At 59.7% G+C, this 21302-nt stretch carries 17 protein-coding genes and 7 pseudogenes; 17 read left to right on the top strand and 7 right to left on the bottom strand.

Features of this window, described 5'->3' with window-relative positions; all coding sequences use genetic code 11:
* The first annotated feature begins 76 nt into the window (after positions 1-76).
* Positions 77-1459 (top strand): IS110 family transposase, encoded by a 1383-nt coding sequence (locus HAP54_RS01085; protein WP_166298319.1) that lies wholly within the window; start codon positions 77-79, stop codon positions 1457-1459.
* A 2-nt stretch (positions 1460-1461) separates the two neighbouring features.
* On the opposite strand, the pseudogene HAP54_RS01080 reads toward HAP54_RS01085, so the two are convergent.
* Positions 1462-1704, bottom strand: a pseudogene (locus HAP54_RS01080) (transposase); the annotation flags it as partial.
* Between the two features lie 160 nt (positions 1705-1864).
* On the opposite strand from HAP54_RS01080, the gene HAP54_RS01075 reads away from it, so the two are divergent.
* On the top strand, positions 1865-2176 hold the full coding sequence (locus HAP54_RS01075; RefSeq protein ID WP_051346684.1) for an SGNH/GDSL hydrolase family protein: 312 nt from the start codon (positions 1865-1867) through the stop codon (positions 2174-2176).
* 358 nt (positions 2177-2534) lie between these two features.
* A complete protein-coding gene (locus HAP54_RS01070; protein ID WP_166298540.1) occupies positions 2535-3146 on the top strand; it encodes a protein-S-isoprenylcysteine O-methyltransferase in 612 nt (203 codons plus the stop codon).
* Positions 3147-3399: 253 nt separating this feature from the next.
* Here the strand turns inward: HAP54_RS01070 and HAP54_RS01065 are convergent, their stop codons facing one another.
* A complete protein-coding gene (locus HAP54_RS01065) occupies positions 3400-3624 on the bottom strand; it encodes a hypothetical protein (protein WP_035977990.1) in 225 nt (74 codons plus the stop codon).
* Between the two features lie 444 nt (positions 3625-4068).
* On the opposite strand from HAP54_RS01065, the gene HAP54_RS01060 reads away from it, so the two are divergent.
* The 4 genes and pseudogenes from HAP54_RS01060 to HAP54_RS01045 all read left to right on the top strand — a co-directional run.
* Positions 4069-4395 (top strand): hypothetical protein, encoded by a 327-nt coding sequence (locus HAP54_RS01060; protein WP_165128001.1) that lies wholly within the window; start codon positions 4069-4071, stop codon positions 4393-4395.
* 196 nt (positions 4396-4591) lie between these two features.
* Positions 4592-4819, top strand: a complete 228-nt coding sequence (locus HAP54_RS01055; protein WP_165128003.1) for a hypothetical protein — start codon at positions 4592-4594, stop codon at positions 4817-4819.
* 122 nt (positions 4820-4941) lie between these two features.
* Positions 4942-6285: an IS1380-like element ISBdi2 family transposase gene (locus HAP54_RS01050; protein WP_166296351.1), complete on the top strand. Its 1344-nt coding sequence runs from the start codon at positions 4942-4944 to the stop codon at positions 6283-6285.
* A gap of 1521 nt (positions 6286-7806) precedes the next feature.
* Positions 7807-8026: pseudogene (locus tag HAP54_RS01045) on the top strand (transposase); the annotation flags it as partial.
* On the opposite strand, the pseudogene HAP54_RS01040 reads toward HAP54_RS01045, so the two are convergent.
* Positions 8023-8640 (bottom strand): annotated as a pseudogene (locus HAP54_RS01040) (ISAs1 family transposase); the annotation flags it as partial. The pseudogenes HAP54_RS01045 and HAP54_RS01040 sit on opposite strands and share 4 nt — an antisense overlap.
* Before the next feature lie 156 nt (positions 8641-8796).
* On the opposite strand from HAP54_RS01040, the gene HAP54_RS01035 reads away from it, so the two are divergent.
* A complete protein-coding gene (locus tag HAP54_RS01035) occupies positions 8797-10143 on the top strand; it encodes an IS5 family transposase (RefSeq protein ID WP_166297067.1) in 1347 nt (448 codons plus the stop codon).
* 6 nt (positions 10144-10149) lie between these two features.
* Here HAP54_RS01035 and HAP54_RS01030 read toward each other — a convergent pair.
* A pseudogene (locus HAP54_RS01030) lies at positions 10150-10656 on the bottom strand (ISAs1 family transposase); the annotation flags it as partial.
* An 82-nt stretch (positions 10657-10738) separates the two neighbouring features.
* On the opposite strand from HAP54_RS01030, the pseudogene HAP54_RS52360 reads away from it, so the two are divergent.
* Positions 10739-11061: pseudogene (locus HAP54_RS52360) on the top strand (transposase); the annotation flags it as partial.
* A gap of 168 nt (positions 11062-11229) precedes the next feature.
* On the opposite strand, the gene HAP54_RS01020 reads toward HAP54_RS52360, so the two are convergent.
* A complete protein-coding gene (locus tag HAP54_RS01020) occupies positions 11230-12294 on the bottom strand; it encodes an IS630 family transposase (RefSeq protein ID WP_166204319.1) in 1065 nt (354 codons plus the stop codon).
* A 567-nt stretch (positions 12295-12861) separates the two neighbouring features.
* Positions 12862-13098 (bottom strand): hypothetical protein, encoded by a 237-nt coding sequence (locus HAP54_RS01010; RefSeq protein WP_156929123.1) that lies wholly within the window; start codon positions 13096-13098, stop codon positions 12862-12864.
* A gap of 828 nt (positions 13099-13926) precedes the next feature.
* Here HAP54_RS01010 and HAP54_RS01005 point away from each other — a divergent pair.
* The 7 genes and pseudogenes from HAP54_RS01005 (at position 13927) to HAP54_RS00975 (ending at position 18653) form a co-directional block, all read left to right on the top strand.
* On the top strand, positions 13927-14079 hold the full coding sequence (locus HAP54_RS01005) for a hypothetical protein (protein WP_224741422.1): 153 nt from the start codon (positions 13927-13929) through the stop codon (positions 14077-14079).
* A gap of 617 nt (positions 14080-14696) precedes the next feature.
* Positions 14697-14909 (top strand): hypothetical protein, encoded by a 213-nt coding sequence (locus HAP54_RS01000; protein ID WP_166298537.1) that lies wholly within the window; start codon positions 14697-14699, stop codon positions 14907-14909.
* A gap of 919 nt (positions 14910-15828) precedes the next feature.
* On the top strand, positions 15829-16347 hold the full coding sequence (locus HAP54_RS00995; RefSeq protein ID WP_166298536.1) for a helix-turn-helix transcriptional regulator: 519 nt from the start codon (positions 15829-15831) through the stop codon (positions 16345-16347).
* 314 nt (positions 16348-16661) lie between these two features.
* A complete protein-coding gene (locus HAP54_RS00990; protein ID WP_156929130.1) occupies positions 16662-16850 on the top strand; it encodes a hypothetical protein in 189 nt (62 codons plus the stop codon).
* Between the two features lie 51 nt (positions 16851-16901).
* Positions 16902-17042, top strand: a pseudogene (locus HAP54_RS00985) (enoyl-CoA hydratase-related protein); the annotation flags it as partial.
* A gap of 25 nt (positions 17043-17067) precedes the next feature.
* Positions 17068-17424, top strand: coding sequence for an enoyl-CoA hydratase-related protein (locus HAP54_RS00980; RefSeq protein WP_084518861.1), 357 nt, complete (start codon positions 17068-17070; stop codon positions 17422-17424).
* A gap of 99 nt (positions 17425-17523) precedes the next feature.
* Positions 17524-18653 (top strand): IS3-like element ISRj2 family transposase gene (locus HAP54_RS00975; RefSeq protein ID WP_166204126.1). Its coding sequence is split into 2 segments (ribosomal slippage): positions 17524-17776 and positions 17776-18653, totalling 1131 coding nucleotides; the frame shifts between segments, so codons are not numbered across the junction.
* Between the two features lie 35 nt (positions 18654-18688).
* Here HAP54_RS00975 and HAP54_RS00970 read toward each other — a convergent pair.
* A complete protein-coding gene (locus HAP54_RS00970; RefSeq protein WP_166298535.1) occupies positions 18689-20053 on the bottom strand; it encodes a recombinase family protein in 1365 nt (454 codons plus the stop codon).
* Between the two features lie 508 nt (positions 20054-20561).
* Here HAP54_RS00970 and HAP54_RS00965 point away from each other — a divergent pair.
* Positions 20562-20669 (top strand): annotated as a pseudogene (locus tag HAP54_RS00965) (ATP-binding protein); the annotation flags it as partial.
* Between the last annotated feature and the right edge of the window lie 633 nt (positions 20670-21302).

The following is a 21302-nucleotide window of genomic DNA, read 5'->3' as shown; positions in this document are numbered from 1 at the left end:
ATCCGGCGATCCCGTTTAGGAATCTGACGTATAGCGCAGCCCAGCCCTTCCGCCGCCGTCAGCAGGAGGATTAGAGATGAACCCCAAAAGATCGAAGTCGAGGAACGGAGGTAAGATGCAGATGGTGCACCCGGACGCGGCTGCCATCGACGTCGGAGCGACTATGCACATGGCTGCCGTGAGGGCAGATCGCGCACCGGAGCCAGTCCGCAGCTTCGGTACCTTCACGGCTGATCTGCATCGGCTAGTCGACTGGTTTACTGAATGCGGCGTCGAGACTGTCGTCATGGAATCGACCAGCGTCTACTGGATTCCGATCTTCGAGCTTCTCGATGCCCGGGGATTTAACGTGTTTCTTGTCAACGCGCGCGATGCCAAGCACGTGCCGGGGCGCAAGACCGATGTCAGCGATGCGCAATGGCTGCAGCGGCTCCATTCATTCGGGTTGCTGCGGGCCAGCTTTCGGCCCAAAGGGCAGATTGCCGAGCTGCGAGCCTACGTGCGTCAGCGCGAGCGTCTGCTGGAGTACGCGGCCTCACACATCCAGCATATGCAGAAGGCCTTGACGGAGATGAATCTTCAGCTGCACCACGTCGTCACCGACATCACCGGCGTGACCGGCCTGCGTATCATACGGGCGATCCTTGCCGGCGAGCGCGATCCTGAGGCGCTGGCGTGCTTGCGCCATTATAGTTGCCGCTCCAGCGCCGAGACGATCGCGAAGGCGCTCACCGGAAGCTACCGCGCCGAGCATCTGTTTGCGCTCGAGCAGGCACTTGCGCTTTACGACGCCTACCACGAGAAGGCATCTGCCTGCGACGCCCGAATTGAAGCCGTGTTGAAGGAACTGAGCTTCCATCGGGGGCATGGCCACGGATCAGCGCCGCGGGTCTCGCGGCGTCGGAATCGAACCGATCAGGCGAACGCTCCAGCTTTCGATGTCCGCGAGGCGCTGTTCGCGTTGCTCGGAAAGGACCTCACCGCGATCGACGGCCTCGGTCCTTACCTCTCGCTGAAGCTGATCGCTGAATGCGGCGACGACCTCTCCTCGTGGCCAAGTGCAAAGCATTTTACCTCCTGGCTGGGACTGGCGCCGAGCAACAAGGTCTCCGGCGGCAAAATGCTCTCGTCCCGAACGCGCCGATCCGGCGGCCGAGCGGCGGCACTTCTGCGCCTTGCTGCCGTGACCGTGGGTCGTACAGACACTGCGCTCGGCGCCTTTTATAGACGGCTCTCAGCGCGCATCGGCAAGGCCAAGGCCGTGACCGCCACGGCCCGGAAGATCGCAGTTCTGTTCTACAATGCTGTGCGATACGGAATGGACTATGTCGATCCCGGGGCCTCGTCCTACGAGACGCGTTACCGGACGCGAGTGGTCAACAATTTGCATCGGCGTGCCAAGGCATTCGGCTTTGTTCTCCATCCCTTGGAGCCGAAAGTAGATGCTGCCGTTTCTTAGGAATCGTTCTCCAGCGTCAGTTCGCCGATCTTGGCGTGCAGCGACTTCACGTCGATGGCTGCTTGCTCCGCTCCGGAGCCGCCGCCGGGACCGAACGCATCGGCGGCCTTGCTTTCAAGCTGAGCCTTCCACGCCGTGATCTGATTGGGGTGGACGTCGAACTGCTCGGCAAGCTGAGCCAGCGTTCGATCGCCCTTCACGGCGGCGAGCGCCACCTTCGCCTTGAAGGCCGGTGTGTGGTTCCGGTGTGTGGTTCCGGCGTGTTCTTCTGCTCATTGTCGCTCCTGATTCGCAGGCACAGCGTGCCCGCTGTCAGCCAGAAACTCCACTTATCGCCCTGTGCAGAATTCCGGGGCCGGCTCTACCGTCGTCAATGCCGGCGTTCCCTTCGATACCACGGCTGGTATGCTCAAGCGCATTGATAACGCCGTTCCAACGGGAACCGACATCGTAATCTTGCAGCCTGGAGGCAATGATAGGCGCTTTTTTGTTACGAAGGAGCAGCGGGCGGCCAATGTCGCGGCGATGGAGCGGCGGCTGTGTGATCGCGCCATCAAAAGCATCGTGTATGACGAAGAGATTCCTTCTCAGTATTATGCTTTTGACTTCATTCACCTCACGGCTGACGGTCATGCTTTCATAGCGTCGCAGTTACTCCCCCGAGTGCTGGCGACCGTAGACCGAAGAGCCATGGTGGCTTCGCCGCGGGCGAAATAGAAATAGTTTTGTCATGGCAACCGGTCCGGCGCTCGCAATCCTGTCGATTGCGGACTTTTAGCTGGATCCAGGGAAGCTAACAAAGAGCGTCTTCGTAGATGTCTTTCTCAACGGGTGCTATTTGAGAAAACTCGAGCAAGAGCTCGACCAATGCTCTCATAACCATCCTCTGCTTTGTGCTATTCGCCCCAAAGAGAGCGAACGAACGCGGCGACGCACCAGCCTTGGATACCGCCGGACGTGCTGCCAATTAATCAGTGGAAACGACCGGCAACCCTTGTATGATCGCTCTCTGGACCTATCCAGATCAAATCTCAGACGTTCGCTAAGGATGGCGCCGTTTCGATGGTCGGCAAAGATGGCGCGCGAGCGAAACAAGCGCTCGGCACACGGTGACATTGCCAAATTCGTGTTTGTGATGATGGCGGTCGGTTGGTATCTCGTCCGCTACAAATATGCGCGTCGTGCTCGCCGTGAAAAGGTCGCGACGAGCGCCCGAGGTCTTCGCGAAAACACCCTGCTGCTGATATCGCTTACGGGTCTTGGTATTGTGCCATTCATCTACATTGTAACCGCCATACCTCACTTCGCATCGTACGCCTTCCGGCCAGCTCAAGCGTGGCTGGGCGTTTTCCTGGCGGTTGCGGCGCTGATCATGTTTCGGCTAACCCATCGAGCTCTTGGTCGGAATTGGTCGTTAAGTCTCGACGTGCGGGAAAACCATCGCCTGATCACAGACGGGATTTATCGAGAAAGTCGGCACCCCATGTATTCCGCATTCTGGCTTTGGGCTGTCGCTCAGGCATTGCTTATGCCGAATTTGGTAGCCGGTTTCGCTGGCTTGATCGGATTTGGGACATTGTTTTTCGGCCGGGTTGCCAGAGAAGAACAGATGATGCTGGAAACGTTCGGCGACGAGTATCGCGAGTATATGGCGCGGACCGGACGCATTATACCGAGGCTGTTCTGAGCTGGCTGTACGAGATCGGTCTCGCCCGTCCAATATCCAACGCCACGCAAAGTAATCGCTCCGTGTCGTTTTTGTCACATCCGGCAGAGAAACGACCGCACGAGCGCCAGCTTTGATACAGCGTTAATTGCGCCGTAGCCGTTGGAAGGTTAGGTGTTTGTGCTCGGCTACATGAAGGATGGGCAAGTGCGCTCATTCCTCGTGAAGGGCGATACGGTGGCCCTTAAGGAAGAACTTGTCCGTCAAGGCAGCCTTACTCCGGAATGCCAAATTCCTTCGCAACACGCGCCGCGATCTCGTGCGGATCGTGAGCACCCGACTTGTCGATCTCGATTACCTTGCGAGCCACAATGTCGGAAACAGGGTCATTGCGATCAACAAGGTGTAGCGACTTTAGGCTGAACGTGAAGGCGCGGTTGAGTCTTTCAACCTCTTCGGGACTAATCTTGCCACCCTTCAATAGCCGATTGATCGGCATTGTCGCCCTCCCTAGCCAAGGTTCCTTTTTAGCTGAAAACTGAAGGGCCGCGCATTGAAATCGACGTACTCACGCGCCGAAATAAGTAGCGGTGCCTACGTCATCGCGGCGCTCTCCCGCTGAAAGCGATTCGCAGGGCGGCGAGAGCTTCGCGCTGAGACTTCAGGAACAGGGGAAGGGCGGGAAAAGTTGAGACTCAATGAAAACTCCATGAAGGATATCTCACAGCTATCAATAGACTGGGCGACCGCCTTGACAGCTTTCTCCTTCAGTTTGTCAAAAGGCCAGACTGAGGCTGCTCATATCGCCAAAATAAGGCCCGGTAAATCTTCATAGCCTAGGAGACGCTCAATCCTGGTAGGTGCGTCGCAGTTCGGTTTTGGCGATAGTGCCTCATCTCGCAGACTCATTGCGCGATACCGTCGCTCGTAAGGGAGCAGAATCATGTCCAGACTTCAGGGGACGTATGTGAACGACAACATCGGAGCGAAGCTTGTAATTTCACAGGCTAACGATTCGAACGGCCAGATCGCTGCTGCTTCGATCAGCTATAATGGCCATAACTATCCTGCGACCGGCCACTACCACTTCAAGAACAGCACTGGCCCAACCACGGTAGCGGTTCTAACCGGTCTGGACGATGACACTGGCTATGTCGCCTTATCCTTGACCGCCGAAAACCAGGAATTCAAACGTCTGAAGAGCTTCGGTGGGCTCGCTAATTTCGATGCCGAGACTATCGGCCTCGGCGGCGCCTTCATTCGCCAATAACGCAGACTGGATGTGGCTTTAGGAGTCACGCAGCCACGTTCGGCTTTGTGGGCTATGGGGGCGGAACGGAAGACTTCACCGCGCGGCCGAACCATATAGGCGCCGCTCTCTTTGTCGGGATTGCCTGCGAACCTAGAATCACCAGGTTCGCAGGCATCGTAGCAACCCATTTTTTCAATGACCTGATTATTTGGTGATGAGCGAAACCTTCGAAGGCTGGACACGCGAGCAGGACGAGATCTTCTGGCATTTGGTAAAGAAGCAAACTCCAGAGGAAGTCATCGCGGCGGCGCTGAACAAAACTTGTCAGGATCTCAGACGGCGCGGCTATGTGCTGGGATTGCCAGCGAAATGGTTCAAATCCGCAAGGAGAACGACCGATCAGCCGGTGCTGGAGGGCGGGAAGGGGGGCGACGCTGTCTAGCCCGTCTTATTCGTCAGAGTGCGCCTGAGAGGCTGGCGAGCGTGGTGTAAAGCGCTGATGCGGCGTAGGATTCGGTTGCAAAGCCAACCCCATCACCTTCAGCCGCGAACACCAGGCCCGCCATGACCGATGATACGATTCTGCCCTTCTCGTTTCCAGCCGTTCACGCCAAGAAAGTCACAGCTGCCTTCGATGGCGGTCGGCTGACCTCGAACGGGGGCGTGATGCTTCTGGCGATGGCCGAGCGGCGTCTCGGCTTGGCCGACAATTTGGCCCGGGTGTTCCCGGATCGGCGCGATCCGACGCGGGTCGTGCACAGCCTTGTCGATATGTTCCGCGCGCGCATGTTCGCGATCTGCTGCGGCTACGAGGACGCCGACGACCTCGATCATCTGCGGTCCGATCCCGCATTCAAGCTGGCCTGCGGACGGCTGCCGGACACGGGTCGCGATCTGTGTTCCCAACCGACGCTGTCGCGGCTGGAGAATGCTCCGCGCCTGCGCGACGTGATCCGACTGACCTACACTTTGGTCGACGCATGGATGGATAGCTACCCGCGCGAGCCGGCATCCGTCACGCTCGACATCGATGATACCTGCGATGTCGTCCACGGCCATCAGCAGCTCTCGCTGTTCAACGCTCATTATGACGAACGCTGCTTCCTGCCGATCCACGTCTACGACACGGAGAAGAGCCGGCCCGTGGCGGTCGTGCTGCGGCCCGGCAAGACGCCGGGCGGCGTCGAGGTGCGTGCCCATCTGCGCCGCCTGATACGGCATATCCGGACGCGGTGGCACAACACGCGAATTACGTTCCGTGGCGACGGGCACTATGCTCGGCCGGAGGCCATGACGTGGTGCGAGACCAACGGCATCGACTACATCTTCGGTCTGTCCGGCACCAAGCCGCTCGCCAGAAAAGTCGACGAGGCCGCCGACGACATCCGCACGCGACGCGCCATCGAGAACCTGCCGGTTCTGCGTGGCTATACCGAGACGCGCCACAAGGCCAAGTCCTGGGATCGCGAACGGCGTACCGTCGCCCGTATTGAGGCGACGATGCTCGGCCTCGACATCCGTTTCGTCGTCACCAGCCTCGATGTCGGCTCGGCCGAGTGGATCTACGACAGCCTGTATTGCGCGCGCGGCCAAGCCGAGAATCTGATCAAGCTGCATAAGACACAGCTCGCCTCCGATCGCACCAGCTGCCGTTCGGCGCTCGCCAATCAAGTCCGCCTCGTTCTCCACACCGCCGCTTATTGGCTGATGCTGACCGTGCGCGACGCGATTCCCAAAGCCCGGGAATTGGCCACAGCCGAGTTCGCGACGCTGCGTCTTCGTCTCTTGAAACTCGCTGCCCGTGTCGTCGAGACCACGAGCCGCATTCGCCTTGCGTTTGCCGCGGCATGTCCCGAAGCCGACCTGATCCGCGGCTTGCCAGGCGCGCTGCTGCCGCTCGGTCCTTGACCGGCGGGGCGTCCGCCCCCCGTTCGCCCAACCCATCCCTCAAGCGCGTTGCAAAGTACGGGTCGTCAGGCGGTGAAAAGCCGAAGGCAATCCCGCGCGCCTCGTCAGAGCAGATGTGCGGCCACATCAATCGGACTAAAAAAACGCACTCTCACGAATAGGACGGGCTAGCGGAGAGATTTCCAAGGGCCGACCGCCCTGTTGAACCGATCCAGTTTTCGCGTGCCAATGATGCGATGACCGTTGGGTCTCGCGTAATAGTAGCGTACTCGGCTGGTCCAAAGCTGAAAGGGCGGAGCGGCCTCATCGTCGCTCTTGGTGTGACCAGGACAAGGGTGCGCGTCCTCTTGGACGGCAACATGAGACCGATCACACTCCACGTGTGCCTGTTGGAAGTTGTATAGTCGCGCCGCGCAGCAAAATGATGTCCGTCCGCGCAGCGAGCAAGTACAAAACAGCCCAACGCCGCCCGCTTGAAATGCATGCGGGCGACGTTGGCTCTCCCCAGGGGGGATGACAAAATCCTGACCTGGATGAAGTATGGAGGGGAGCTTACGTCTTCGCTATCCGTATGACTCCGGTATCACCGATGAGTAGTGGAGGCAGTGCGGTGCGGTCTAGGATCGGCTGACGGCAGAACGCGGAGCTGCCCAGCAGGGTGGTTGCGGCGGTGAAGGATGCAAGGCGTGGAGGGGGCTGGCTTGAGGTGACATAAGCAAAGCACGGCTACGGATACCGCCTGGATACTTCGTGAAACCTCAAACGACCATCGCCATGAATGAGCAACTACCAGACTTGGGAGCACTTCAGACAACCGTGGAACTAATCTCACAAGAAGGTTAGGAACAACATATAACGGTCCATGTTGGAGAAGCTTTCAACTATACTCACCGCCATCGAAATTGCGAACGCCAAAAAGCGCGTTAAATATCGACACGCGAACGTTCGACACGAACATGACGACTTTGTCAGGATTGCTTATCAATGGCTGGACGCGCAAATGCCAACCAAGAGGATGTTGCGCCGTACTTACCCTTTAAGGGACATCATCGAGATTTGGGGCGGTAGGCATTGCAGTGTCCGATGTAGAGGTTGCGGCTGAACTACACCCGAGTATCCAATGGCAAATACCCTCACTTCAATATCAGCGCTCGCCTAACGTTTCCCTCCGGTAGTCGCCTTGCCAACATTGCAGAGGCGAGAACGCAAGACTACAAGCTTACGACGTATCACTTCATTCAAACGTACGGTGGGATCGAGGAACCGTAGGGCACGGAGCACCGTCGATGGATCGTCACGCGGTCGCACGGTTTACCCGCCAGAATAATCTGCGCATCGCTATGGTGTTCTTGTTCCCGCCTACACCAACTGCACACAGCCTTACGGCACGACGTGCGTCATTGTTATCCCGACCAGCAACAGCTAAGAGGCCGACCGGAAATTAAAGTTGGGTGATTTCAGCAGGTTGTGCGTTTTCGAGGTGTTCGAAGCCATCGGAGAAGCAGATGACCTGGGCCAAAAATCACCCGCTGTCAGCATGACAGACGAGAACTGCGCTATGCAAGCGATTGTACGGATGCGGAATGGGACTTGCTCGAGCTGTTGATCCAAGGCCGAGCAAGGTCGGGCGACCGCGCACGACCTGCATGCGATCGGTATGGGATGCGATCCAGTACATTGCGACGACGGGATGCCAATGGGCGTGCCGAAGGATTTTCCTCCCTTCACGACGCAGGGCTATCGCATATGGCTGAGGGCTGCCATGAGGAAGGCATTGTCCCAGCCGGCGCGCTTAATTTTGCGCCGCAGGGAGGCTGGATCCGGGTGAGTTCGCAGGATGTTGAGGGCGAGCCTGCGCAGAATGGCAAGGTTCTCGGGCGCATGGTCGCAGCGTGAGCGGTTGCTATCCTCGGCAAAATGGACGTCGAGCACCCAATGGAGTTGGTTCTCGATGCCCCAATGGCTGCGAGTGACGTGGAGCAGCCGCTTGGGAGCGATGTATTTGGACAGGAGATAGTGACGCACGACAGGCGCATCGGCGCGCTGCTTCCGCAGGCGTCTGCGCGAGGTGATGCGCCCTATCGCGGCGGCCCCTGGGAAGCCATAGAGGTCCGCCAAACTGGTATTGCGCATGACTGTGGCACGTCGCACTTCGCGTCGATCGTGGGTGGAAGGGTCGATCTGCTCGGCTGTGCTGCGCTTGCCCGATCGCGCAAATTGTTGGGTCACCGCGGTGAACAAGCGCCCGCGGTTGGCCTTGATCGCCAGAACATAGTCGCCGCCGCGCTCGCGCACCGTAGCCGCAAAGGCGCGGGTACAATGCAGCGCATCGGCGGTAACGAGTCGCCCGTTAAGAAGCTTCCAGGCGACTGATCTGGAATCGTAATTTGGCTGGAATGACGTTCTGAGATTGCAAGGTTTTGGTGTTTTGTGCATCGGAAGCTTGCAATTTCGTTTTCGAGATTCCCTCGACGGGCGAAGCATGATTCCCTGTCCGCATCGGAGGGCACGATGCGGCCGAAGAAGCACAAAACGACGGGAGCGAACGATTTTTTCCGGGCGCGGCTCGACCAGATCATCAATCTGAAGCACGAGCTGGTCCGGCTCACCGGCAAGATCGATTGGGACTGGATCGACGGCGAGATCGCGCCGCTCTACAGCGAGAACGGCCGGCCGGGGATTGAGACCCGCTTCGTGATCGGGCTGTTGTTGCTCAAGCACATTTACGGGCTGTCCGATGAGGGGGTATGCGAACGCTGGGTCCACGACCCGTATTTCCAGTACTTCACTGGCGAAGAGTTCTTCCAGCACGCATTCCCGCACGAGCGCTCGGACCTGAGCCATTGGCGCAAGCGGCTCGGCGACAGACTGGAACTGCTATTGGCCGAGAGCCTGCGGGTGGCGCACGACGTCGGCGCGTTACGCGGCAAGGACCTTGAGCGGGTCACGGTCGACACCACGGTGCAGCCGAAGGCCATCACCTTTCCGACCGATGCCAAGCTGCTGCATGCGGCGATCCAGGGGCTCAACCGCCTAGCGAGGAAGCACGGAGTGCGGCTGCGGCAATCCTATTCTCGGATCGCCAAGGCCACCGCGATGATGGCGGGACGCTACGCCCATGCCAAACAGTTCAAGCGGCACCAGCGGCAGTTGCGCATCCTGCGCAGCCGCCTGGGCCGGATCATCCGCGACATCCGCCGCAAGATCGAAGGCCAGGATGCGCTCGAAGAGGCGTTCGCACTCCCGTTGAGCCGGGCCACGCAGATCCGCTCGCAGCAGCAGCGCCAGCGCGGCTGGAAGCTGTATTCCTTCCATGCCCCCGAGGTGGAGTGCATCGGCAAGGGCAAGGCCAGCGCGCCTTACGAGTTCGGCGTGAAGGCTTCCATCGTCACCAACAACCGGCCTGCTCCCGGCGGCCAGTTCGTGCTGCACGCCAAGGCGCTGCCCGATAACCCTTACGACGGTCACACCCTGCGGGACGTCATCGACCGAACCGAGACACTCACCGGCTGCGCGATCCAGTGCGCCTTTGTCGACAAGGGATACCGCGGCCATGACGCACAGAACCCGCGCCGCGTCTTCATCTCCGGCCAGAAGCGCGGCGTCTTCGGCACTATCAAGCGCCAGCTGCGGCGCCGCTCCGCTATCGAGCCCGTGATCGGCCATTTGAAGGCTGACGGACACCTCGGCCGCTGCTACCTCAAAGGCCGCGCCGGCGATGCCGCCAACGTCATCCTCTCCGCCGTCGGTTACAACTTCCGCCGCATCCTCGCCTGGCTAAGGGCTCTTTGGTACCTCTTCCTGGCTGCCTTCTTCTCAGTCACCAGCCACCGCACACCACTCAAATCGGCTTCTTAACCGACGACTAACGATGCAGCCTTCCAGCGACAGAAGGTCCAGTACCTCCAGAGCGCCCGCCGTCTCGTTGCGACCAGATGCCTTTTGCTGAGCCAAGGCCATGCGGGCATCCACCGCAAAGACGTTGACCATGTGCAGCGGGGTGGCCTTGCCGCCGCGTTCGTAGGCCCCGCGCAGGGCCTTGCCGTCAACCGCCACGACCCCAGTCAGCTTGATGCGGTTGGCCTTGGCAAAGGCCGCCATGAAGCGACGAAATGCGCACTCAAAGGCCTGCGGTTTGAGCAGGCGGAACACCCGACTGAATGTATCGTGGCTTGGGATGCCATGCTCCAGGCGAAGAAAGAGCCGCAACAGCTCCTCCTTCGACTGCCCGAAGTCCGCCATGTCCGAGCACGACTCCGCCCCGCACAGCATCGCCGCCAGTGCGATGAACAGCACTTCCAACAGATCGTGCCTGGCATTGTCCGCGCGCGGGTCCGGCAACCGCCGAAAGGCCGTCTTGAACTTCTTCATCCGACCCCCTCCTTAATCCGGGAGTCGTCTTCAGAATCGGTGTTGCCTTACAATGCAATAGCCAGCGAAACCCCATATGCGATTCCCCTGCTTCACGACGGTGCGGTACTATTTTTTATGGCCTGCGCGACCGCGGGGCATTGGATTTGATCAATGAAGCCCCGGTTGAAATCGCGCGTAGGCTTGCTGGACGGGAGCCGCAACCAACGGTGGCGATCATCGGTCAAGACGACCGAGAGCGGAGGGCCACGCGGCTTTGATGCGGGCTAGAAGATCAAAGGTCGCAAGCGCCACATCGTCACCGATACACAAGGAAACTTGCTGAGCACCATCGTGCACCCGGGCAATGTTCAGGATCGGTTTGCGGGGGGCGATGTAGTGCCAGGGCCAAAGACCTCAGCGTGCCCCCCCCCCCGCAATTGACTCGCCAACGTGCGCATGAGCGAACTACCGAGGCCGTCTACGATGCTATCGCTCCGATCCTCGGCCCCCTCTCACCGGCCGAATGTGCCAATTACTTCGCCGACGCCGGATATGGCCAAAACTAAAGTCATCACGCTCTAGTACCCAGAATCAGAGCTGAGTGATACGGCGGCCTTTGAAACGGCGTTGACGGACCTTTTTCTTGGTCCAGACGAAGGGCTCGGCTCTGTCGTTGTATGCGTTGACGTAGGCATCGATGTGCTCCTGAAGCTGCGTGAGGCTTGTGAAGGAGGTGCCGCTGAGCGACTGCCCCTGCAAGATCGAAAACCATACCTCGACCTGATTGAGCCAAGACGCACTTGTCGGCGTGAAATGAAATTGCACGTTGGGGTGGGCCTTGAGCCAATGCTCGTTCTTCTTGTGGGTGTTGAGGTTGTCGAGGATGACGTGAAGCTTCCGGTTCGGAAAAGCCGCGGTGACGCTGTTCATGAAGTCGAGAAACTCGACGCGGCGTCGGCGTTTTGAATGCGCCGCGATGATCTTTCCGGTGGCGACTTCGAGCGCCGCAAACAATGTTGTGGTGCCATGCCGCTTGTAATCGTGGCTCTGGCCGGTCAAGGCGCGGCCATTGGGCAACTTCAGATAACCCTGCGCTCGCTCCAAAGCCTGGATCGAGGGCTTCTCGTCCACGCACAGCACAATGGCCTTCGCGGGCGGGGCGACATAGAGGCCGACAACATCGGCGGCTTTGGCCGTAAAGTTCGGGTCGTTGCTCTCACACCAGGACTTACGAGCCGCGAGGTCAATCTTGTGGCTGCGCAGGAACCGCCAGACATATTGGACGTCAACATCGCCCAGCGCCCCGGCCAGCAGGGGCCCGGTCCAGCGTGCGAACCCGTCCGGCGGCGGCTTGTCCAGCAGCTTCAGAATCCGCTTGTCGGTGGCCTTCGTATAGATTGGCTGCTTGCCCGGTCGCGGCTTGTCTTGCAGCCCTTCAAGGCCTTGGTCGGCATAGCGATGCCGCCAAAGGCTGACAATCCGCGGCTGGACCCCAACTTCCTTGGCGATCGACCGAGTGCTGCGTCCATCCGCCGCCAACAGAACTATCCGCGCCCGCTTCAAATCGCGCTGCAACGTCACCGGGGAGCGGCAACACGCCTCAAGCACCTTGCGATCTTTCCTCGAAAGGTGGACTTCTCTTGCTTCGGGTATCATCCCGACCTTGAATCACGACTCACGCTTTAAGAACAGTAGGTACTAGGTTGTGACAAACCGAAGTTGCATCCGATGCAAAGACCGCCACGGGATATCGCCCCGAGCGATCAGACCTTGACGCCTTATGACCGGGAGCACGCCGTCACCTACATGCGCATGCTGGAAGCGGACGCAGAGTGCGCAGACTAGCGAGAGGTAGCGGAGATCGTATTGCGCATCAATCCTAAACGCGAGCCGCAGCGCGCCCGCCGAGCGTATGAGACGTATCTCGCCCGGACCAAGTGGATGACTAATCAAGGATACCGGCACATCTTGCGTGACGGCGGCCCGGCCGTCGTGGATAACTAACTTCAGGTATCCATGTTCTTTAGGCCGCAATTGCTTTGTTGAGCGCGCTCGAGGCTTGCCTGAGGCCATCCACATATTCGGCTGTGTCAACGGCCTCGGAGCCGCCCACCGCATGGACGCGGACTTGGCGACCTCAAGATCTGCCAAAAGCTGATCAATGTTCGCTCGCTCTCGCTGCAACTCTTCAATGATCGAACCGTGTTTTGTCATCCCGCTTCCTTACTCATCAGGTTTGACTGTTGTACTCGCAGCCACCGTTAAACTCGACGAGCCGGCGTGTTCGCTCATCGTATCGCCAGCACGCTCGGGGGTGTGGCCGCTTGTGAACGTGCCGCGATAGCCGAAGAAGAACAGATGCATGTCGCCGAAATCGGGGCGGTCACCTTCGTAGTCGTCAAGCTCCACATCATTCCACGCAAGCCCGTCATCCAGATCATTGCGGGGCTCGCCAGGCATGAGGACAGCAGAGCAGGGGGATGGTTGTGGTCGTAGTTGACCGGAGCTGGCGGCTCTGCGTGCACGCTCAGGCTTACTTGCATAGCTTCGATGACGGCAGGGAGCGTCCCATAGTTTGCGACCGAGTAGGAAGGCCATTCCCACCGCGAAAGCGGCGACCGTGAGCAAGCAACCTATAACAACCTCGGGCACTCGGAACTTCATGCTCGCTCGTCTGATTGAGAGGTGCCATTGCGTCCGTACAATCTAAGGGGGCTACACCAAATGGTGGTTCAATTGAATAGCTGGCCTCCCGCCCGATCCCTATTGGGATTTGGTTGCGGGAGGACGGACCTTCTCCCCGCGATGCGTCAACGAGATACTCCGCAGGTTGAGCGCGTGCTAACGTCTAATGGCTTCGCCGTCAGGTTGGCACCTATGCCGACAAGTAGGTGTAGGGCTCGGGTTGCCGTGTCAGGGTGCGGAACGCTGCGCGCCGGCTTGTGCTGGTGTGCCGCGTCTCGGAGTGCACGCTCCGTTAAGTGCTGGAGCTGTGTAGTGCGTGGCGACCTTCCGTACATCGCATACGTCATTTTGATGGGACTAACCTCGCTCGCCATCGCCGCGGTCGTAATATTCATGCAATGAGGTGGCCGTCCTCGTGTTCAGCCGCGGTGTCCGATGCCTCGGGATCTTCAGAGGTTCGGCAGCTCAGGGCCCCACGGAGCTCAACAAGATGGATGGTTGGATAGCGACAGCGGCTTTCTTCAAGGAAGATGGTGACGATGACGAAGAATTCAGGCACATAACTTGCGTGGGGCCGTCGCCGATCCGGCGGAAGTGGTGAGGATGACCATCGCGGAATGCGGCGCAAAGGCCGCAATGCTCAACTGCCCAATCGAAGAGGAGCAGTTGCGAAGACTTGGCGTGAAGCCCGGCGAGCTTCTCATCGTGCACGATGACGAGATCAGTCCGACTATTTCGCACCCTCGTCGTCATTAACGCGGCACGTCTGATGTCGTTCAGTTGCGTCCGGTTCGTGACATTGTAGTCCGGAAAGCACCGCTCGCGCGAGTAGTTAGTCTGCACAAGGTATGAAAGCGCGCCGTTTGCCTCTCTGCGCAATGTGGCCGTTTGGCACACTGATTGCTGAGCCCATGTATGACTTGGTCGCTTATTGATTGAGGGCCAAGTCCTCGCACCGTAACTCGTGCGGGCGGTCGTCAGCAGCCGCCGCACGCTTTTCATGGTGGTGCGCACTATTTCGCCTCTCTTGCATCTTGAATGGCACGCGAGTTGCTGAGAGCCAATTGGGCTTGGCTCCTCATAATTCGCGCGACCTCCATGAGATGGCCAAGTCTGCGCAGGGGGTGGGGCTCTCCTCCGCGCATCTTTTCATGCCATCGGTGGCACGGTGTGGAGATAATGCGATGACGCGTGAAGAGGCTTTGAAGAACGCCATAGCGGCACTCCGGGAATGGTCTAAAGGGAAGATCACAAAGAGCGCAGTGCTTGCGACGATTGTGACGCATCAGGCAACCAGACGGTCACCTAGGCCGTCTCCGCAGTGGAAGCAAGTTCGTAGGTCAGGCTCAAGATCGCCTCTGGAGACTATTGCAATGGACAGGCTCAAGTTCATGCCTGCCTTCGACGCAGCTATTCGCTCTGCCGATCCCGACAAGCTCGCCGCACTGCGGGAGGCCATCGATGAGCGTGGAGGCCGTGACGCGTTCGCGAAGGCGAGCACAGAACTCTTACGCAAACACCCGCTTACGCTCTTTAGGCTACTTACGATCATCTCCGTTGCGGCGCATGAGGAGCATGGACTATGAGCATCAAGCCAGCTTCTCGAAGTTACACTATTCTCATCGCAGACGCAGTGTATCGGTCGTTGAGGTGGTTTGCGCAGCATGGCGCTGACAACATGCTTGCTCGGAAAGCAGCGCGAGCAGCCTGCGGATCTGCGTGTGAAAGCGTGTCCCGTTTTCCCTTACGTCTATCTAGCACGCGGATTGCTGAGCTATGTATAGCTTGGTCGCTTACTGAATCTCCTGAGGGCCAAGCATCATGCGTAACGCAACTCGTGCGGGCGGTCCCTCAGCCACCGCCCGCGCGGTTTTCCATCGTGGCGCTAGCCGCCATGCTCTGTCGAGGTCAGGCTACGACGGGCGAAAAGGCTGGCACCGCTTATCTCTACACTTGAAGTTCGTGACCGTCTGGCACGCGAGTTGCTGAGAGCCTTTTGGCTTGGCTGTTTATTTCACGCAACCCCAGCAGCCAAGCTTGGCGTAGCAAACTTCGCGCGGGCGGCTCCTCCAGACGCCCGCGCCTCTTTTCCTGGGTTCTACCGGCCTTCTGCAACAGGCTCGCTGGGGAGATAGTTCACATGAGCCGTGAAGAGGCTTTGGAAGACGCCATCGCGGCGCTCGGAGATTGGTCCGGGGGAACGACCGAAACGAGCGTAGTTCTCGCGACGATTGCGCAGCTCATGGCGACTGGGCCGCCCCCTAGCCGGCCTCAAAACCAAAAGCTCGTTTCCCCGACTGACACTCACGATGGCTTTGTGGAGTGTGCTGTAATGGACCGGCTCAAATTCATACCGGCCTTCGAGGCCGCTATTCGCTCTTACGCCCCTGAGAAGCCAGCTGCACTCCGAGAGGTCATCCGCCAGCGCGGAGGCCCTGATGAGTTCGCGGTGACGAGCACTGAGCTCTTAGATCATATTCTCGCGGCGCATGAAGAGCATCGCTCATGAATGGCAAGCTGCCGTCCGCTCGTGGTCGCTTGGCTAGGGGCGGCTCGCGAGCAATGAAAGACAGCACTGGGAGCATCACTGCGGATGTTGGACCGACATCGATCGGCCTTATCGGCATCTTAATGACAGCGGTCCAACTGGCCGCGCACTTCAAGACCACGCCTCGGACAATCGCTCGTTGGGCTGAAGAGCCAAATTTTCCCTGCGCGAGCACTTCAGCAGGTGAGGTAATGTGGCTGTTAACGGACGTGCAGGAGTGGAACCGCCAACGCCGACGCACCCGCGCCGCGCTACGCTCCAAAGAGAAGACCATCGAGAAGGTGGTGGAAAAAGCTGGCCGCCGCCAGCGCCTGATTGCAGCGTTTTCCCGGCGATATCCGCCGCAGATCCGGCGATCGGCAGTTCTGCCGCTTGGCGCGCCCCTCTCGCGCAAGATGATCGTTCAGGCCGATGGCTCGCTAGCCCCTGCGCCCACTGAAGAACAAGAATCGAATGAAGCCGATTTTCATCAGTGATAGGATCTTAGTGCTGCCGTGTTTCGCCAAGCTGTCAATGCGACTGCCGGCGGCATTGATCGCGTCGATAACGCGCTTCTCAAGTGCACCCAGCGTGTCTTTCGGCACGTAGTCCCGGGACACCTCAACGCGGAGATCGGCCAGCCTTTTTCAAGCGAGATTGTTCGAGCGACCGCCGGATGCGGATTTGGCTGCCTGATCCGCGGTCACTTTGCATCCGTTATAAAGTTGGACAGTTCATCCTGAATGTGAGGGTGCTTCCGATGGAGACCACGGCCCCGAGCAGCCGGTGCGCGGCAGGAGAGAGGACGCTCATGGCCCTTGTTTCCATCGAAGATCGCGCGGCGGTTCGTATCATCACCTACGCAAACGCCCCGTTCGGCACCATGACCGCTGCCGGGACGGCCGAGATGTTTCATGCAGTCGCGGCTGCAGGAGAAAACACATCGGTGCGGGCCGTCGTCATCACGGGGAGCGTACCCGGCATCTTTCCGCCATTATGACGTCAGGGAACTCTCTGACGCCGCGGATGCGATGAGCCCGGAGCGCCGCGACTGCCGTCGCCGCCCGGTCCTCGACCGCCAGGCTTCCATGCGCTCACGGACCTGATTGCAGCCGTCGAGAAGCCGGTCGTAGCCGCGATAAATGGCTTATGCATGGGTGGAGGCTTTGAGCTATCGCTAGCATGCGACCCGCGCATCGCAGGGATGCCGTTACGGCATCGGTCTGCTGGAAACCCGTATTGGCATCTTTCCGGGTGGCGGCACGCAGCGCTTGCCCAGGATCATTGGAGAGGCCAAGGCGCTCGAGATGATCCTGCGCGGGTTAACCGTGACGGGACCGCGCGCCACGAAATCGGGATTGTGCATGAGGTCGTTGATGACCCGCACGCGCGCGCCCTGGAGGTCGGGGCCGAATTATCGAGCCGAGGCGCTATTTGGTACGGTACGCTCGCGGAATGCCTGCGCGAGCCTCATGTCGAAGCCGAAAATCAACACCGCCTCCACATCTCTCGTCACGAGTCGGGCCATAGGGGGTCGACGGTGCGGGTGCGCATCTTGTTGCGACCCAAGATAGTAGCGGTCGGAAGAGCTGGCTCCGCAAATTCGGACAGTAGCTTGAGTGGATTTTCTGCCTGACAGCGGCGAGGATTCTTGCCGCGAATCAGGAGCGAAGATGACGAAGAAGAGCCGCCGGATGCATTCTCCGGCATTCAAGGCGAAGGTTGCTTTGGCTGCGGTCAAAGGCGACAAGACGCTGGCGGAGCTGGCGCAACTGTTTGATGTTCATCCGAACCAGATCACGATCTGGAAAAACCAGCTCCTGGAAGGCGCCGCCGGCGTGTTTGGGCATGACAAGGCGTCGGCCGAGACGCCGGTCGATTTGAAGGCGTTACATGCCAAGATCGGCGAGCTGGCGTTGGAAAACGATTTTTTGTCCGGCGCGCTCACCAAGGCGGGCCTGCTGAGCGCAAAGCGATGATCGACCGCGGTCATGATCTTTCTATCGTGCGCCAGGCGAAGGTCCTGAAGCTGGCTCGCAGCACGGTCTACTATGAACCTCGGCCAGTTTCGGCCGAGGACCTTGCCTTGATGCGTCGGCTCGATGAGCTGCATCTCGATTATCCCTTCGCGGGAGCGCGTATGCAGCGATCGTTGCTGCGGCGGGAGGGCGTATACGCCGGTCGCCGCCACATCGCGACGCTGATGAAGCGCATGGGGATCGAGGCGGTCTATCGTCGCCCGAACACGAGTAAGCCGGCACCGGGTCACAAGATCTACCCGTACCTGTTGCGCGGATTGAAGATCGAGCGGCCCGACCAGGCGTGGGCAATGGACATCACCTACATTCCGATGCGGCGTGGCTTCGTCTATCTCGCGGCGGTCGTCGATGTGTTCAGCCGACGGGTCCTGGCCCATCGCGTCTCGATCACAATGGAGGCGGCCTTCTGCGTCGAAGCGGTCCAGGAGGCGTTGGCGAAGCACGGCAGGCCCGAGATTTTCAACACGGACCAGGGCAGCCAGTTCACCAGCCTCGAGTTCACCGATGTGCTGCTGGACGCGAAGATCGCCATCAGCATGGACGGCAAGGGCGCCTGGCGCGACAACGTGTTTGTCGAGCGGCTCTGGCGCACGGTCAAATACGAAGAAGTTTATCTCCGCGCCTACGACAGCGTGTCCGAGGCGCGAGCGTCAATTGCCAAGTATCTGGCCTTCTACAATCAGGGACGCCCTCACTCGAGCCTTGACGGGCGCACGCCCGACGAGGCTTACTTCGGCACGCAAGCTATGGTGATGGCCGCATGACCGTCGCCGACGATTTTGTCGTCGCTCTGGTCGGGCTACGCCCTCCCGACGCAACGACAAAATCGTAAGGCCCCGCGTTCAGCATAACCCGGCAGGAATCCACTTAAATCCCGCGGGGCGCTGTCCAAACAACCGGCGCCAGCTCTGCTCTCCTGCTCCAGTTGGCCCGCGGCTGCGAGTGCGATCTCAATCTGATCCGGCACCAGGGCGTCGAGGACTACCCGTTGGACCAAGGCATCAACCGCTAAGGCCCGGACTTCCTGGCACAGTGCACTGCCTTCCTGATCCCGATCCGACCGGCAGCAATAGACCGGATAGTCGGCATTCGGGCCCGTGTAGCGCATGCTCATGCGCCGTCCACAACGACCGCAGACCGCAATTCCTTGTAACAGGGCTGCCCCCTTGCGTGGCACGCCAGCGTGTCCTGCCTCAAAGTGGGCGACGTTATCTGCCAGTCGCCGCTGGTTGGCCATGAACTCCTCCCAGCTGATATAACCCGGGTGAGCAGAGCGGAGGCAAACCGCCCAGTCGGCGATCGCCACCTTGACCGTTCCCGTCAGCGATCCCGGCCGGCATCGGCTCGGATCCTTTTGCCGTCGGCCATAAACGTACGCCCCAGCATAGGCCGGATTTTGAAGGACGCTAAGGACGCGTGCACTATCTGGCGCCCGCCAGACGATCTCATGTGGAGATGGTCCAAGCAGCGGTCGAACCGGCAAGGACAGTCCGTTCCTGTCCAAGTAACGCATCACACGGCGGGCGCTTTGCAATTCCTGGAATTTGGCAAAAACGAGATGAAGACGGGCCTGCACCTCCTCATCAGGATTGAGAATAATTGTGCCGGCGCGATCATAGGCGAGCCCGGCTGGCAGGGGCAGCCGCAGTTCGCCCCGCGCCGCCTTCTGGCGTTCCCCTTGGTGAAGGCGCATCCGAAGCTGATGCAACTCCGCCTCGCTCATGATGCCGGACAAGCCCAACAGCAGGCGGTCGTGGTAGGCGCGCGGATCGTAAAGCCGCTCGCCATCCGCAATGAGCACACCGAACACCGAGCACAGTTCGAGCAACTGATGCCAGTCCCGGTTGTTGCGGGCCAAGCGCGAAGCGTCGAGGCTCACCACAAGACCGGCGTTGCCAAGGCCGATCTCGGCAATGAGCTTCTGGAAGCCATGACGATCCACACCGCCAGCACCGGATTTGCCCAGATCCTCGTCAATGACCTGGACGCGCTCCGGCGGCCAGCCCAGACCGATGGCGCGATCGACGAGGCGGTACTGCAGCTCCGTGCTCTCCTGATGCTGGCGCACCTGGTTCACGGATGACTGCCGTACGTAGACATAGGCCAACTTGGCTCGGTGCGCAGTCGTGAGCCGCTCGTCAGCGACGTTCAAGCTGATCAGCACGACCCAGTCCCCTTCCGGGCGTGCCGGGAACCGCTTGCATCCGCCGGAGCAGCGTGGCGAGGATTTGAGCGATCTGGGTTTGCGTCGCGGTCGACAGATTCGGCCACAGGCGCGGAATGTCGTCCGTCGGACGGCCGGGTGGATTTGCCAACGTCGGCATGGGTCGATACGCAACGCGACCTGGAAGCGGTCGGTGGGTCATCGCGAATCACCTTCTCGTCAAGAAGGCTCAGACTCGCGCTCAAATGTTGCATCAATGGGATCAGCGTACGTGCGCTGATGCGCGGCAGATCGGCGGCGTTCGGACCAGAAGTTATTGTCTCGGCAAGATCGGTCGACGCGATGCGAACCGCCCGCGGCCGGCCGTCCGGCAGCGCGACAACGACATAGGCGGGACCGCGCCCCGACCGCTCCTTCAGCACCTCAACCCGGTGCCCAAAAAGAAAATGATGCGGGTCAGTGATCGTAACGTGAGACACGACCCGCTCGAGAATAGGGGTACTTCGACGTGTTCGGTGACGCGAAAATGACAACCGCCATGCTCGATCGGCTGACCCACCACTGCGACATCATCGAGACTGGCAACGACAGCTGGCGCTTCAAGAACCGCGCATAACCTCCTGCTCGCCACTCGCGGCCCGCCAAGACCGGCTCTCCTCCGCTACGTGGGGCTCCGCGACGCCGGTCTTGGCTCCGTCAGAGGGGTCATTCTTGGACGCGAAAAGGGGGCGCACTTGGATGCGATTTGACAGGCGATGTGTCGGCTCAAGTCCAGGCACATACGATCAGCGCTCCTGGCCTTCATCTTCGAAAGTGAGTACAGATGAACTTCGTCTCAATGAATCGCGTGCGTCAACAAACGGATAGCGTGGACGCGCAAGATGCCTCTCCGGCCGACTCGTCGGCAGAGGCGGCGGCCTTTCAGCGGGCAGGCAGGAAGCAGCGTTCGTCATAATGAGCGTTGAACAGCGAGAGCTGCTGATGGCCGTGGACGACATCGCCGATGCAATAGGCGTCTCAAGATTAATACTGAATTGTAAGGCACCAAAAGTTGGTTGCGTTTCGATTTTGACTCGCGCGTTCAGCGCATCCTGTCAAGATGTTGGCTGGAGATAGTCCTCGCCGCGAAAGCTGGCCGTACGCCTCACCGATGAGAAGCAGTATTTTGTCTCTGAATCTTCGGTCTATCGGCTGTTGACGGCGAAGCGCGCAGGTCATAACAGGGGACTCCGTTCGGCAATTGACCATC

Origin of the sequence: Bradyrhizobium sp. 2S1, from assembly GCF_011516625.5 — a bacterium.
GTDB lineage: Bacteria > Pseudomonadota > Alphaproteobacteria > Rhizobiales > Xanthobacteraceae > Bradyrhizobium > Bradyrhizobium septentrionale.
The sequence above is the reverse complement of the archived record's forward strand: the minus strand, read 5'-3'. Positions and strand labels throughout refer to the sequence as shown.